The following is a 15,412-nucleotide window of genomic DNA, read 5'->3' on the forward strand; positions in this document are numbered from 1 at the left end:
CAAACACAAAAAACCGATGCATACGCATCGGCTCATTTGTAATACAGTATTTATTTATCTAATCCCATTTTATCTTGAACCACATCAGCTATTTGTTGTGCAAATCTTTCAGCATCTTCATCAGTTGCTGCTTCAACCATGACACGAACTAATGGTTCTGTTCCAGAAGGTCTTACTAAAATTCGACCTTCTCCATTCATTTCTACTTCTACTTTAGTCATAACTTCTTTAACGTCAACATTTTCTTCAACACGATATTTATCTGTTACGCGTACGTTAATTAATGATTGTGGATATTTTTTCATTTGTCCAGCTAATTCACTTAGTGATTTACCAGTCATTTTTATTACAGAAGCTAATTGAATACCAGTTAATAAACCATCACCAGTTGTATTGTAATCCATCATAACGATATGTCCAGATTGTTCTCCACCTAAGTTATAATTACCGCGACGCATTTCTTCTACTACATATCTGTCGCCAACTTTAGTTTTATTAGATTTAATTCCTTCTTGTTCAAGCGCTTTGTAAAAACCTAAATTACTCATAACAGTAGAAACAATCATGTCATTATTCAATTCTTGATTTTTATGCATTTCTTGACCAATAATAAACATAATTTGGTCACCGTCAACGATTTGACCATTCTCATCTACTGCTATGATTCTGTCTCCATCGCCGTCAAATGCTAACCCAAAATCACTTTCAGTTTCAACTACTTTTTCAGCTAATTTTTCAGGATGTGTAGAGCCACATTTCTCATTGATATTATATCCATCAGGACTACATCCAATTGTTTCAGTATCTGCTTCTAAGTCACCAAATAAGAATGGCGCTAGTGATGATGTTGAACCATTTGCACCATCTAAAGCAATTTTCAAACCTTCAAAGTTAACATCTACTGTTGATTTTAAATAGCTCAAATATTTTTGTGCCCCTTCAAAGTAATCTGAATAATGTACAATATCATTGCCAACTGGTCTTGGTAATTCTGGGTTTTCTTGATCCAATAATGCTTCAATTTCATTTTCTTGTTCATCTGATAGTTTAAAACCATCTGATCCAAAGAATTTAATACCATTATCTGCAACTGGATTATGAGAGGCTGAAATCATTACACCTAACTCTGCACCCATATCGCGTGTTAAATATGCAACACCTGGTGTTGAAATAATACCTAATCGCATCACTTCTGCACCAATTGAAATCAAACCAGCTATTAATGCTGATTCTAACATTTCACCTGAAACTCTAGTATCGCGACCTACAAGTACACGTGGGTGTTTTTCACCTTTATTATGTGCTAGAACATAGCCACCGTATCTTCCTAATTTAAATGCCAATTCAGGTGTTAGTTCTTGGTTTGCGACACCTCTTACTCCGTCTGTACCAAAATATTTTCCCATTGTTTACTCTCCTTTAATTTAGCTATTTATTTTACATTTATATAAGCCTTCGTTTCACTTGGTTGTGCTTTAGTGACATGTTCTGGTAAATTGATTTTTACAGTCTTTTCAGTTGATTCTGAAATACCATCTAAATCTACTTCTGCATCAACTTCGCTTATATTTTGTAAGTCATCTCGACTACCGAAGATTTCAATTTCTTTATCTTCTAAATCAATCGAACTTAACTCTTTATCATCTGCTAAACTACCTTTCTGTTTAACATTTACTTTAACCTTTTTGCTAAAAGGCTCTACTTTAACTTGTAAATTCACTTCATTAGGTTGAATCGATACATTTAATTTATTCAGTTTTTTATCAAAAGCCGTTACTTCTGCGACATCTTTTGTGTCACCATTAATCTTTTTATTAGTTTTAAAAGTGGCTTTTAAATAAGCGATATCATTCAATTGTTCTTCTCCACCTGTTACTTTAACTGTTTGTGGTGAAACTTCTTGCTTTGTAATTTTATAAAGTGGATCAATATCACTCTGACTTACATCAGGTTGAACTGTCATCTTTTTAGTTACTTTGTTTTCAAGCGTAATATTTGCTAATTTAGGTTTTACAGAATAATGAATGTCATCAGCTAACCCTTTAACTTGATACTTCTCTTGATATTTTCCAGCTTTAGCATTTGATAAATCAATCACTACTCTTAAATCTTCTGGATTTTCAATTTTTATTATCTTTGATTGTGGTCCTGAAATAGTCACATTAACTGTTTCAGGCGCTTTTGTTAAATGCAAATCTTTAGTGTTATAAAGAATTTCAACGGGTACATCTTGAATCGTTTTACTAGACTTTTGACCAAGATTACCAGTGTTAAAGATATTTCCAAAAACATTGTTAACAGATAAAAAGAAAAACAATGCCAAAAGAAAGGCAATAAATCTCAAGCCCCATTTACTTTCTAGCATATTATTTCACACCTTTCTTTTGAAAGCGTGTGCCAAACCAATGTTCAGCAAGCAACTCTTCAAAAATTTCGTTTGAAATGTCTCGTCGTAATTTTCCATCAAATGTTACCGAAATATCACCAGTTTCTTCAGATACAATAACGGTAAATGCATCAGATACTTCTGAAATACCAACCGCAGCTCTATGTCTTGTACCCAAACTTTTAGATATCTTAGGACTATCAGACAATGGCAAATAACTTGCTGCTGCTGCAATCTTCGTGCCTTGAATAATCATTGCACCATCATGTAAAGGTGTGTTAGGTATAAAGACATTAATTAAAAGTTCTTGCGAAATATTTGAATCCATTGCAATACCTGTTTCAATATAATCTTGAAGACCTGTTTCTTTTTCAAAGACAATTAATGCACCTATACGTCTTTTAGCCATATATTGCACAGCCTTTGAAACCGATTGAATCAATTTCTCTTCATCTTTACTATACGTATTAGAAGTATAGCGTTTTAAAAAGCTACCTCTACCAAGTTGTTCTAACGCACGTCTAATTTCTGGTTGGAATATTACTATTAAAGCTAATACCCCCCATTGAATAACGATATCGAATAATTTAGATGTTGCAGTCAAGTTCAATATCATACTTATCTGCTGACCAATAACAATTACTAATATCCCTTTAAGTAATTGTATCGCTTTAGTTCCCTTAAAGACCGTGATGAGAAGATAAAGTACATACCAAACTATCAGTAAATCAAGGATACTCGTTACAATTTTTAACGTACTGAGGTTTTGAAAAAAGTTGGAAAAATCCATAACATCTCCTCCGGGTAATATTTTTCCATAATACCCATTATACCAATCATTTACATCACTGTCATACGAACATATATTTAAATAGAAAAAAATTATTTTAAAGATTATAACTACTCTTAATCATTTTAGTGAATTAAAAAAAGTAGTGCAAAAAGCAAAATATACTTTATACACTACAAATCATTTATTTATAATAAAGTTTCACCAAAAAATGTTCCAACTAATGAAACCGCTTGTTCAGCAGTATGATTATTACTGTCAATCAATGGATTTACTTCAACTAAATCCATTGAGGAAATTAAATGTGATTGATGCAGTAATTCCAATGCAAAATGGCTTTCTCTATAACTAAGACCACCCAAAACTCTAGTACCAGTGCCTGGCGTTTCAAGCGGATCTAAAGCATCAACATCTAAAGATAAATGAACGCCATCAACATTGCGTGACTTCAAATATTCTATTGTATTTTCAATTACTTCCTTTATCCCCAATTTATCAATATCTGACATAGTAAATGTTTTAATATTATGATCTTTGATAAATTGTCTTTCACCTTTATCTAAATCTCTCATACCAATTAGTACGATGTTTTCTGGCTTGATTACATTACTATTTAATTCTAAAAGTTCTTTGGGACCTTCGCCTGTCAAAATCCTTAGAGGCATACCATGAATATTTCCACTTGGTGACTCTTCAGGTATATTTAAATCACCATGTGCATCATACCAAATAACACCTAAATTATTATAATGTTTACTTATTGCTGATACTGAACCTACCGCAATAGAATGATCTCCACCAAGAACTAGAGGAAATCTGTTATTTTCAATTGATGCTGAAACCTCTTTATTTAATTTTTGATTAACATCTATAATTTCATCATAATTTCTTAATCCTTTTTGTTCACTATGAAATTTTTCAATGTTCACAGCAGGTACCTTAATATCCCCCTTGTCATATACATCAAGGTCTAATTGCTTTAATCTTGAAATTAATCCAGCATATCTAATTGCTGTTGGTCCTAAATCAACACCTAATTTTCTTTGTCCAAATGTTGATGGTGCACCTATAATATCAATTGCTTTTGTCTTTGTCATAAGCGTCCCCCTTTGCTCTATGTAATTAAAGAATAATGTATGCGCTTACCATTATCAAGCAATAGCTACACATATAATCTGTTTATCTTATTACTTCATAAAAAAAGGTTCTTCATCTTTTATGGTGGGAAGGTAAAACTTCCTGCTTTTTTTAATACACAAAAAGCGCAATTGCCTCTATAATTTAAAGTGACCAAACCCAAACTAAAGGAGACAAGTGCGCCTATGTGTAATGATACCTTAGAATTACTAAGAATAAAAGATGAAAATATAAAATATATAAACCAAGAAATTGACGTCATTATCAAAGGAAAAAAAGCAACAGTGGTTAATGCTGTACTAACGTATAAGCCTTCGGCCTGTTATTGTTGTGGAGTTAAAAATGAAGGACAAATTCATAAACATGGTAAGCGTGTTTCTCGTATTACTTTACTTAAAACTCAAGGGTATAACACATACCTCAACTTAGCTAAACAACGTTTTAAATGCTTAGAATGCAATGGCACTTTTACTGCTAAAACGTCAATTGTTGATGAGTCGTGTTTTATCTCAAGATGTGTTACTCAAAAAGTTATAGAAGAAGCTACTAAAGTTAAAACAGAGATTGATACTGCAGAAGATAACTGTATCTCTCCATCTACTGTAAGTCGTATTAGAACTAAAGCGGCTAATTCATTACGAATTAAACCCTTTAATTGTTTGCCAGAACACATCGCTATGGATGAATTTAAAAGCGTTAAAAATGTAACTGGATCAATGAGTTTCATTTTTATAGATAATGATACTCATGATGTTATAGATATTTTAGAAAATAGAACTACAAGATTCTTGCGTGCCTATTTTCGAGCGATTCGATTTAAAAAAATCGACAACAAGTTAAGACGGTTACTATTGACATGTATGAACCCTATGTCCGATTATTTCGCGACCTATTTCCTAATGCAGCTATTATTTTTGACAGATTCCATATCGTTCAACATTTAAATAGAGAACTTAATAAGTATCGTGTACAAGTTATGAATGAATACCGTAATAAAAAAGGACCTGATTATACAATTTTTAAGAATAACTGGAAAGTCCTATTGATGGATACTAGTAAAACCATATTTAGTAAATACAGATGGAATAAATCTTTTAAGGCTTATAAACGCTCATCTGACATTGTAGAATTCATGCTTTCAAAAGACGATATACTACGACACTCCTACGAACTTGTCCAAGGATTACGAAAAGACCTAAGGTTATGTAATTGGCCTAAATTTATTAATCGTTTAAATTCAGTTAGTAAAAAGTCTGTGAGTAAGGGTGTATGGAAAGTGGTTAAATATTATAGAAAACATCAAAGGATGTTAAGAAATACAATTTATTACCCAGCATTTAATAATGGTGCTATAGAAGGAATTAATAATAAGATAAAATTAATCAAGTGAATTTCTTTTGGTTACAGAAATTTCAACAACTTTAAAGCACGTATAATGATGATTTTCAGCTTGTACAAAGGAGAAAAAAAGAAGACAACCAAGCCCAATAATGGACTGGCCGCCTAATAATAAAAGCTCTAAAAGTTGTATTTTAAAAATAGTTCTTTAAATTATATACCCACCACATTTGGTGGAGAACCTAAAAAAAAGCACTTCCCAAAAATGGAAAGTGCAAGTAGTGAGCCATAGAGGATTCGAACCTCTGACCCTCTGATTAAAAGTCAGATGCTCTACCAACTGAGCTAATGGCTCTAATGGCTGGGCTAGCTGGATTCGAACCAACGAGTGACGGAGTCAAAGTCCGTTGCCTTACCGCTTGGCTATAGCCCAATATATAGATGGTGGAGGGGGGCAGATTCGAACTGCCGAACCCGAAGGAGCGGATTTACAGTCCGCCGCGTTTAGCCACTTCGCTACCCCTCCAGCTTATTCATATAATTTAATAATCAAAATGGTGGAGAATGACGGGTTCGAACCGCCGACCCTCTGCTTGTAAGGCAGATGCTCTCCCAGCTGAGCTAATTCTCCAAAATAATGACTCCTACGGGACTCGAACCCGTGTTACCGCCGTGAAAGGGCGGTGTCTTAACCGCTTGACCAAGGAGCCATGGCTCCACAGGTAGGACTCGAACCTACGACCGATCGGTTAACAGCCGATAGCTCTACCACTGAGCTACTGTGGATTAATATTATGCCTGGCAACGTTCTACTCTAGCGGAACGTAAGTTCGACTACCATCGACGCTAAGGAGCTTAACTTCTGTGTTCGGCATGGGAACAGGTGTGACCTCCTTGCTATAGTCACCAGACATATGAATGTAATTTATACATTCAAAACTAGATAGTAAGTAAAAGTGATTTTGCTTCGCAAAACATTTATTTTGATTAAGTCTTCGATCGATTAGTATTCGTCAGCTCCACATGTCACCATGCTTCCACCTCGAACCTATTAACCTCATCATCTTTGAGGGATCTTATAACCGAAGTTGGGAAATCTCATCTTGAGGGGGCTTCATGCTTAGATGCTTTCAGCACTTATCCCGTCCACACATAGCTACCCAGCTATGCCGTTGGCACGACAACTGGTACACCAGAGGTATGTCCATCCCGGTCCTCTCGTACTAAGGACAGCTCCTCTCAAATTTCCTACGCCCACGACGGATAGGGACCGAACTGTCTCACGACGTTCTGAACCCAGCTCGCGTACCGCTTTAATGGGCGAACAGCCCAACCCTTGGGACCGACTACAGCCCCAGGATGCGATGAGCCGACATCGAGGTGCCAAACCTCCCCGTCGATGTGAACTCTTGGGGAGATAAGCCTGTTATCCCCGGGGTAGCTTTTATCCGTTGAGCGATGGCCCTTCCATGCGGAACCACCGGATCACTAAGTCCGTCTTTCGACCCTGCTCGACTTGTAGGTCTCGCAGTCAAGCTCCCTTATGCCTTTACACTCTATGAATGATTTCCAACCATTCTGAGGGAACCTTTGAGCGCCTCCGTTACCTTTTAGGAGGCGACCGCCCCAGTCAAACTGCCCGCCTGACACTGTCTCCCACCACGATAAGTGGTGCGGGTTAGAAAGCCAACACAGCTAGGGTAGTATCCCACCAGCGCCTCCACGTAAGCTAGCGCTCACGTTTCAAAGGCTCCTACCTATCCTGTACAAGCTGTGCCGAATTTCAATATCAGGCTACAGTAAAGCTCCACGGGGTCTTTCCGTCCTGTCGCGGGTAACCTGCATCTTCACAGGTACTATGATTTCACCGAGTCTCTCGTTGAGACAGTGCCCAAATCGTTACGCCTTTCGTGCGGGTCGGAACTTACCCGACAAGGAATTTCGCTACCTTAGGACCGTTATAGTTACGGCCGCCGTTTACTGGGGCTTTCGATTCGTAGCTTCGCAGAAGCTAACCACTCCTCTTAACCTTCCAGCACCGGGCAGGCGTCAGCCCCTATACATCACCTTACGGTTTAGCAGAGACCTGTGTTTTTTTGATAAACAGTCGCTTGGGCCTATTCACTGCGGCTCTTCTGGGCGTTAACCCTAAAGAGCACCCCTTCTCCCGAAGTTACGGGGTCATTTTTGCCGAGTTCCTTAACGAGAGTTCGCTCGCTCACCTTAGAATTCTCATCTTGACTACCTGTGTCGGTTTGCGGTACGGGCACCTATTTTTCTATCTAGAGGCTTTTTCTCGGCAGTGTGAAATCAACGACTCGAAGACACAATGTCTTCTCCCCATCACAGCTCAGCCTTAACGAGTACCGGATTTGCCTAATACTCAGCCTTACTGCTTAGACGTGCAATCCAATCGCACGCTTCGCCTATCCTACTGCGTCCCCCCATCGATTAAAACGATTATAGGTGGTACAGGAATATCAACCTGTTATCCATCGCCTACGCCTGTCGGCCTCAGCTTAGGACCCGACTAACCCAGAGCGGACGAGCCTTCCTCTGGAAACCTTAGTCAATCGGTGGACGGGATTCTCACCCGTCTTTCGCTACTCACACCGGCATTCTCACTTCTAAGCGCTCCACATGTCCTTACGATCATGCTTCAACGCCCTTAGAACGCTCTCCTACCATTGTCCAAAGGACAATCCACAGCTTCGGTAATATGTTTAGCCCCGGTACATTTTCGGCGCAGTGTCACTCGACTAGTGAGCTATTACGCACTCTTTAAATGATGGCTGCTTCTAAGCCAACATCCTAGTTGTCTGGGCAACGCCACATCCTTTTCCACTTAACATATATTTTGGGACCTTAGCTGGTGGTCTGGGCTGTTTCCCTTTCGAACACGGACCTTATCACCCATGTTCTGACTCCCAAGTTAAATTAATTGGCATTCGGAGTTTGTCTGAATTCGGTAACCCGAGAGGGGCCCCTCGTCCAAACAGTGCTCTACCTCCAATAATCATCACTTGAGGCTAGCCCTAAAGCTATTTCGGAGAGAACCAGCTATCTCCAGGTTCGATTGGAATTTCTCCGCTACCCTCAGTTCATCCGCTCACTTTTTCAACGTAAGTCGGTTCGGTCCTCCATTCAGTGTTACCTGAACTTCAACCTGACCAAGGGTAGATCACCTGGTTTCGGGTCTACGACCAAATACTAAACGCCCTATTCAGACTCGCTTTCGCTACGGCTCCACATTTACTGCTTAACCTTGCATCAAATCGTAACTCGCCGGTTCATTCTACAAAAGGCACGCCATCACCCATTAACGGGCTCTGACTACTTGTAAGCACACGGTTTCAGGTTCTATTTCACTCCCCTTCCGGGGTGCTTTTTCACCTTTCCCTCACGGTACTGGTTCACTATCGGTCACTAGAGAGTATTTAGCCTTAGGAGATGGTCCTCCCAGATTCCGACGGAATTTCACGTGCTCCGTCGTACTCAGGATCCACTCAAGAGAGACAACATTTTTCGACTACAGGATTATTACCTTCTTTGATTCATCTTTCCAGATGATTCGTCTAATGTCGTCCTTTGTAACTCCGTATAGAGTGTCCTACAACCCCAACAAGCAAGCTTGTTGGTTTGGGCTCTTCCCGTTTCGCTCGCCGCTACTAAGGGAATCGAATTTTCTTTCTCTTCCTCCGGGTACTAAGATGTTTCAGTTCTCCGGGTGTGCCTTCTGATATGCTATGTATTCACATATCGATAACATGACATAACTCATGCTGGGTTTCCCCATTCGGAAATCTCTGGATCAAAGCTTACTTACAGCTCCCCAAAGCATATCGTCGTTAGTAACGTCCTTCATTGGCTTCTAGTGCCAAGGCATCCACCGTGCGCCCTTAATAACTTAATCTATGTTTCCACCATTTTTATAAGTCAAACGTTAACATGAAGTTACGTTCTTTTATAAAAAGATTTAAACGCGTTATTAATCTTGTGAGTGTTCTTTCGAACACTAGCGATTATTTCTTATGAATTCAAGCTTATTTAAAACTCTTTATTCACTCGGTTTTGCTTGGTAAAATCTATATTTTACTTACTTATCTAGTTTTCAATGTACAATTTCTTTTTAGTCAAGCGCTCGCATACTGCTTTATTTTCATAAGCAATATCACTTTAACCAAAAAATATTTGAATGTTAAATAAACATTCAAAACTGAATACAATATGTCACGTTATTCCGCATCTTCTGAAGAAGATGTTCCGAATATATCCTTAGAAAGGAGGTGATCCAGCCGCACCTTCCGATACGGCTACCTTGTTACGACTTCACCCCAATCATTTGTCCCACCTTCGACGGCTAGCTCCTAAAAGGTTACTCCACCGGCTTCGGGTGTTACAAACTCTCGTGGTGTGACGGGCGGTGTGTACAAGACCCGGGAACGTATTCACCGTAGCATGCTGATCTACGATTACTAGCGATTCCAGCTTCATGTAGTCGAGTTGCAGACTACAATCCGAACTGAGAACAACTTTATGGGATTTGCTTGACCTCGCGGTTTCGCTGCCCTTTGTATTGTCCATTGTAGCACGTGTAGCCCAAATCATAAGGGGCATGATGATTTGACGTCATCCCCACCTTCCTCCGGTTTGTCACCGGCAGTCAACTTAGAGTGCCCAACTTAATGATGGCAACTAAGCTTAAGGGTTGCGCTCGTTGCGGGACTTAACCCAACATCTCACGACACGAGCTGACGACAACCATGCACCACCTGTCACTTTGTCCCCCGAAGGGGAAGGCTCTATCTCTAGAGTTGTCAAAGGATGTCAAGATTTGGTAAGGTTCTTCGCGTTGCTTCGAATTAAACCACATGCTCCACCGCTTGTGCGGGTCCCCGTCAATTCCTTTGAGTTTCAACCTTGCGGTCGTACTCCCCAGGCGGAGTGCTTAATGCGTTAGCTGCAGCACTAAGGGGCGGAAACCCCCTAACACTTAGCACTCATCGTTTACGGCGTGGACTACCAGGGTATCTAATCCTGTTTGATCCCCACGCTTTCGCACATCAGCGTCAGTTACAGACCAGAAAGTCGCCTTCGCCACTGGTGTTCCTCCATATCTCTGCGCATTTCACCGCTACACATGGAATTCCACTTTCCTCTTCTGCACTCAAGTTTTCCAGTTTCCAATGACCCTCCACGGTTGAGCCGTGGGCTTTCACATCAGACTTAAAAACCGCCTACGCGCGCTTTACGCCCAATAATTCCGGATAACGCTTGCCACCTACGTATTACCGCGGCTGCTGGCACGTAGTTAGCCGTGGCTTTCTGATTAGGTACCGTCAAGATGTGCACAGTTACTTACACATATGTTCTTCCCTAATAACAGAGTTTTACGATCCGAAGACCTTCATCACTCACGCGGCGTTGCTCCGTCAGGCTTTCGCCCATTGCGGAAGATTCCCTACTGCTGCCTCCCGTAGGAGTCTGGACCGTGTCTCAGTTCCAGTGTGGCCGATCACCCTCTCAGGTCGGCTATGCATCGTTGCCTTGGTAAGCCGTTACCTTACCAACTAGCTAATGCAGCGCGGATCCATCTATAAGTGACAGCAAGACCGTCTTTTCACTTTTTGAACCATGCGGTTCAAAATATTATCCGGTATTAGCTACGGTTTCCCGAAGTTATCCCAGTCTTATAGGTAGGTTATCCACGTGTTACTCACCCGTCCGCCGCTAACATCAGAGAAGCAAGCTTCTCGTCCGTTCGCTCGACTTGCATGTATTAGGCACGCCGCCAGCGTTCATCCTGAGCCAGGATCAAACTCTCCATAAAAATTATGATGTTTGATTAGCTCATAAATACTAAATAATGTTTGTAACTAATAGTTACGTTTTTGGAATTAACGTTGACATATTGTCATTCAGTTTTCAATGTTCATTAATGTTCAATCTCTTTTATTCTACTTCATTTATTTCTTGAAGTCAATAACTTTTTGAACGATTACTTTATTTATTCTATATTGTTTTTATAGTTATTTCAATGGTAAGTTTTACACTTTTGAAATTCTTCTTTAAAAACAACTGCGTCGTTTTTGACGACTTTATCATATTATCAACTTTGGAATTTAAAGTCAATAACTTTTTTAAAAACTTTTTGTGTTCACAACCCGCTTCTTTTTCAACGCGTTTATTGCTTAACACAAGAACTTATTTTACCAGCATTCCAAAACAAATCAACATAAAAACGTACAAAATAAAAGTAATTTTGTACGTTTAGCATATATTATACCTATTTATTTGTAGCAGCTATAACTTTTTGTGCAATCGAGCTATAAATTTTACCTAGACGATCATCTGATTGATATATTGACGGTGCAAAATCTTTTGGATTCCAAGATGGTTGCTCTAAAGGTAATTCCCCAAGTAATTGAGTATTAAGTTCATCAGCTAACTTAGTACCGCCACCTTTGCCAAAGACATATTCTTTATTACCCGTCTCTTTACTTTCAAAATAACTCATGTTTTCAATTACGCCAAGAATAGAATGATCCGTATGTTTTGCCATCGCACCTGCGCGAGCTGCAACAAATGCTGCTGTAGGATGAGGTGTCGTTACAATAATTTCCTTACTTGAAGGTAACATCGTATGAACATCTAAAGCTACATCTCCTGTTCCAGGTGGAAGATCGAGTATTAAATATTCAATGTCTCCCCATTTAACTTCTGTAAAGAAATTCGTCAACATTTTACCTAACATTGGCCCTCTCCATATAACTGGCGCATTTTCTTCCACAAAAAAGGCCATTGATATAACTTTAACGCCATGACGTTCAACTGGAATTACTTCCTTCCCTTTAATTCCAGGCTTTTCATCAATACCCATCATATCTGGTACACTAAATCCATATATATCGGCATCTACTAATCCGACTTTTTTCCCTTCACGAGCTAAGGCAACGGCTAAATTTACTGCAACAGTAGATTTACCGACACCACCTTTACCGGAGGCTATTGCAATAAATTCGACTGGATTATTTTGAGATAATAGGCCTTCTATCGTTTTAGGTTTATTTTCTTCTTTTGGTTTAAATTGATTTACTTTTTCTTCCGGCAATGTTTCAAATCGTATACCGACCGTTTTCGCACCGTTTTCTTTTAATGCATTAACAACAGCCATCTGTAAATCTAATTGCGGTGCACCACCTAATTGTGCCATTGCTAATTTAACACTCACATGTTCTTTTTCTTCCTTAATAGAAACTTCAACAATACCTTCTGTTTCTTTTAAAGGCACATCTATAATAGGATCTTTAATTTCTCCTACCAATTCTTTCACTTGATCTACCGTTAACAAAGCAAATCCCCCTTAATCATTTTAAGACATCTACATCATAGCAAATAACAATTTTTGCTTAGTCTATCACTAAAAGTATAAAACTTTTTATTAAATAAAAAAAGCAGTTAGCCTATTATTTTAAATAGACCAACTACTATAATTATTTTAAAATTTCCTTCTATTACTTTCTATTTCTTTAGGTTCTCTTATAAAAAGTGCTATCACATAAGCTGCCATAACAAGCACAGCTACAAAAGCAAATGAGATATCCACCCCTATAGCAATGGATTGCTGTTTAATTTCAGTTGCAGTTAAATGCGATGGCGATGTAGATAAAAATATTTTTGCACCAAAACTCATTAATGTAACCATTAAAGCTGTGCCTAGTGAACCAGCCATTACACGACCAAAGTTCATAATAGCCGTGCCATGTGAGATTTCTTCATTTCTCAAAGAATTAATTCCTGTAGTATTTATCGGCATCATGAGTAAAGAAACTGAAAACATTCTAATTGCATATACGACTATTAAATACGTATAAGATGTGTCTGTATGCAAGAAACACAACATAATTGTAGTAATTGTTAAAATTGTAAAACCAGTATAAATCAATGGTCTAGGACCATACTTATCATAAAATTTACCTGTAAAAACTGACATAATACCATTTATTATTGCACCAGGCATGATAACAAGTCCTGATAACAAGGCAGATAAAGATAAACTGTTTTGAACATATAGCGGTATAAGCAGCGCAGGTCCAACCATTGACATCATTATAATCATTGAACTAATCGTACATAATGCAAATGTTCTATTTTTAAAAACCCTTAAATTTAAAAGTGCATTAGTAATATTAAATTGTCTACGTATAAATAAATAGATAATAACCATACTTAATATCAACGCACCTATTACTATTGGACTTGTAAATCCTAAATCTCCTGCACTACTAAATGCGTATAGCATTAACCCGAACCCAATAGTTGAATACATTACTGAACGCTTATCTAATTTCGTATATTTCACTTCATTGTAACTCGAGATTGAAACCAAACCGAAAACAAAGGCAAGTATAGCAATTCCTACAATTATAATAAATGGAACTCGCCAACTCGCTTGATCAATAATTAATCCTGTAACTGTAGGTCCTATTGCTGGTGCAAATTGAATTACTAAACCTGCTAGTCCCATTGCAAAACCTCGATGTTCTTTACTGAACAATGTAAATAACGTAAATTGCATTAAGGGCATAAGTACGCCTGCACCCATCGCTTGAATTACACGAGCTAACATTAAAACTCCAAAATTCGGAGCTAAGGCTGCAACAATAGAACCTAATAAAAATGTCCCCATCGCCGCTAAGTATAAAGGTCTAGTTTTAATTCTATCCATTAGATATGCCGTCAGAGGTATCATGACGCCATTAACAAGCATAAACCCAGTAACTAGCCATTGCGATGTACTTTCATTGATATTTAATTCTCTCATTATACTAGGTAACGCTGTATTTAATAATGTTTGATTTAAAATAGCTACAAACGCACTAATCAACATAACAGCAACTATGAAGTTTCGTCTCCGGGTTGTTAATTCAACTTTAGCCATCATAATTCCTCCTTTTTAAAACAGATATACACTTGTCCCTTTAATACGTATAGCCATGAACATAATGGGAGTAGTACTCAAATAATAAAGAAGCACTACATAATAAATCATTATTGGTTCTTACACATTAGGCACAGCTAATGTGTACTTAAAAACTAACAATATAACATTGTAGGGCCTAATAATTTATTTTATGTCTCAGACTCATACAATGGTTATTTAACTTATTTACCACAAATTGAGCACTAAGACTCACTATTATCGATTCTTCTATTGAACAAAAAGAAGTTGGAACACATATGTGCCCTCAACTTCAGATATCTATTTTCTATTATTTAAATTTTTACTTTCAGGGTAAAATTGAAGCTTACAAACATATAAGAACCCTATAATAACCATGATGACCCAAAAATCGATATTGATATACACATAGTTCAGATGAATAATAAAATAAAATAACGTTGTTGCAACTGTGTAAGAAATCAAATGAAAAGTCGCGCCTCTAAAATATGCATTTTCAGGCAACATTTTTCTAAAATAATCCATTAAATGCTCGACTGCAAATATGATGAAGTACCCAAAGATTATATAACTGCCATAATATAATAGGTTATCGTACATACTTCTATTATATGTAAAGTCACCCAACCTAAAATAAATAAGTATTCTACTTAATCCATATAAACCAAACCCTAGAAATGTTAAAAAAATCGCACCAGAAAGTACAAAAATAAAGAGAACAATCATTGTAGTTAACAAGTTATAAAACTTATGTTTAAGATAATTCACAATCATTGGCCTCCTTATTAATAAAATATTG

At 37.9% G+C, this 15,412-nt stretch carries 9 protein-coding genes, 6 tRNA genes, 3 rRNA genes and 1 pseudogene; 2 read left to right on the forward strand and 17 right to left on the reverse strand.

The annotated features are described in order from the left end of the window. Positions 1-50: 50 nt before the first annotated feature. The 4 genes from glmM to rocF all read right to left on the reverse strand — a co-directional run bounded on the left by glmM (position 51) and on the right by rocF (position 4,273). Entirely contained in the window at positions 51-1,406 is a 1,356-nt protein-coding gene (glmM, locus tag JG553_RS07915) for a phosphoglucosamine mutase (RefSeq protein WP_000521491.1), read from the reverse strand. A 26-nt stretch (positions 1,407-1,432) separates the two neighbouring features. After that, complete coding sequence (locus tag JG553_RS07920; protein ID WP_000894032.1) at positions 1,433-2,365, reverse strand: CdaR family protein; 933 nt, start codon at positions 2,363-2,365, stop codon at positions 1,433-1,435. A 1-nt stretch (position 2,366) separates the two neighbouring features. After that, positions 2,367-3,176, reverse strand: a complete 810-nt coding sequence (cdaA, locus tag JG553_RS07925; RefSeq protein WP_000347896.1) for a diadenylate cyclase CdaA — start codon at positions 3,174-3,176, stop codon at positions 2,367-2,369. 188 nt (positions 3,177-3,364) lie between these two features. Continuing rightward, positions 3,365-4,273: an arginase gene (rocF, locus tag JG553_RS07930; protein WP_000167867.1), complete on the reverse strand. Its 909-nt coding sequence runs from the start codon at positions 4,271-4,273 to the stop codon at positions 3,365-3,367. A gap of 225 nt (positions 4,274-4,498) precedes the next feature. Between rocF and JG553_RS07935 the strand changes: the two are divergent. Beyond that, positions 4,499-5,820: pseudogene (locus tag JG553_RS07935) on the forward strand (ISL3-like element IS1181 family transposase). 18 nt (positions 5,821-5,838) lie between these two features. Then, positions 5,839-5,943: a hypothetical protein gene (locus tag JG553_RS07940; RefSeq protein ID WP_001790739.1), complete on the forward strand. Its 105-nt coding sequence runs from the start codon at positions 5,839-5,841 to the stop codon at positions 5,941-5,943. Here JG553_RS07940 and JG553_RS07945 read toward each other — a convergent pair. From JG553_RS07945 to sepA, 13 genes are all read right to left on the reverse strand, one after another. Then, a tRNA-Lys gene (locus JG553_RS07945) sits at positions 5,934-6,006 on the reverse strand. The genes JG553_RS07940 and JG553_RS07945 overlap by 10 nt on opposite strands. Before the next feature lie 3 nt (positions 6,007-6,009). Next, positions 6,010-6,084: transfer RNA gene (locus JG553_RS07950), tRNA-Gln, on the reverse strand. Positions 6,085-6,093: 9 nt separating this feature from the next. Continuing rightward, positions 6,094-6,177, reverse strand: a tRNA-Tyr gene (locus JG553_RS07955). A gap of 29 nt (positions 6,178-6,206) precedes the next feature. Further along, positions 6,207-6,282 (reverse strand) — tRNA-Val (locus tag JG553_RS07960). Between the two features lie 7 nt (positions 6,283-6,289). Beyond that, a tRNA-Glu gene (locus JG553_RS07965) sits at positions 6,290-6,361 on the reverse strand. Between the two features lies 1 nt (position 6,362). After that, a tRNA-Asn gene (locus JG553_RS07970) sits at positions 6,363-6,437 on the reverse strand. A gap of 10 nt (positions 6,438-6,447) precedes the next feature. Continuing rightward, a 5S ribosomal RNA gene (gene rrf / locus JG553_RS07975) occupies positions 6,448-6,562 on the reverse strand. Positions 6,563-6,634: 72 nt separating this feature from the next. Continuing rightward, positions 6,635-9,564, reverse strand: a 23S ribosomal RNA gene (locus tag JG553_RS07980). 366 nt (positions 9,565-9,930) lie between these two features. Further along, positions 9,931-11,481: ribosomal RNA gene (locus JG553_RS07985) — 16S ribosomal RNA — on the reverse strand. Together the 16S, 23S and 5S rRNA genes with 6 tRNA genes alongside form the textbook arrangement of a ribosomal RNA operon. Before the next feature lie 182 nt (positions 11,482-11,663). Beyond that, positions 11,664-11,849, reverse strand: coding sequence for a hypothetical protein (locus JG553_RS07990; protein WP_001790708.1), 186 nt, complete (start codon positions 11,847-11,849; stop codon positions 11,664-11,666). A gap of 88 nt (positions 11,850-11,937) precedes the next feature. Then, positions 11,938-13,002, reverse strand: a complete 1,065-nt coding sequence (locus JG553_RS07995) for an Mrp/NBP35 family ATP-binding protein (protein WP_000958531.1) — start codon at positions 13,000-13,002, stop codon at positions 11,938-11,940. 147 nt (positions 13,003-13,149) lie between these two features. Beyond that, positions 13,150-14,592 carry a multidrug efflux MFS transporter LmrS gene (lmrS, locus tag JG553_RS08000; RefSeq protein WP_001140999.1) on the reverse strand — a complete coding sequence of 481 codons (1,443 nt, stop codon included), beginning with the start codon at positions 14,590-14,592 and terminating at the stop codon, positions 13,150-13,152. A gap of 321 nt (positions 14,593-14,913) precedes the next feature. Further along, the gene (sepA, locus tag JG553_RS08005; protein ID WP_000636857.1) at positions 14,914-15,387 is read right to left on the reverse strand and encodes a multidrug efflux transporter SepA; all 474 of its coding nucleotides are present in this window, start codon (positions 15,385-15,387) and stop codon (positions 14,914-14,916) included. Between the last annotated feature and the right edge of the window lie 25 nt (positions 15,388-15,412).

It is taken from the genome of Staphylococcus sp. T93, from assembly GCF_016743875.1.
GTDB classification, from domain to species: domain Bacteria; phylum Bacillota; class Bacilli; order Staphylococcales; family Staphylococcaceae; genus Staphylococcus; species Staphylococcus aureus.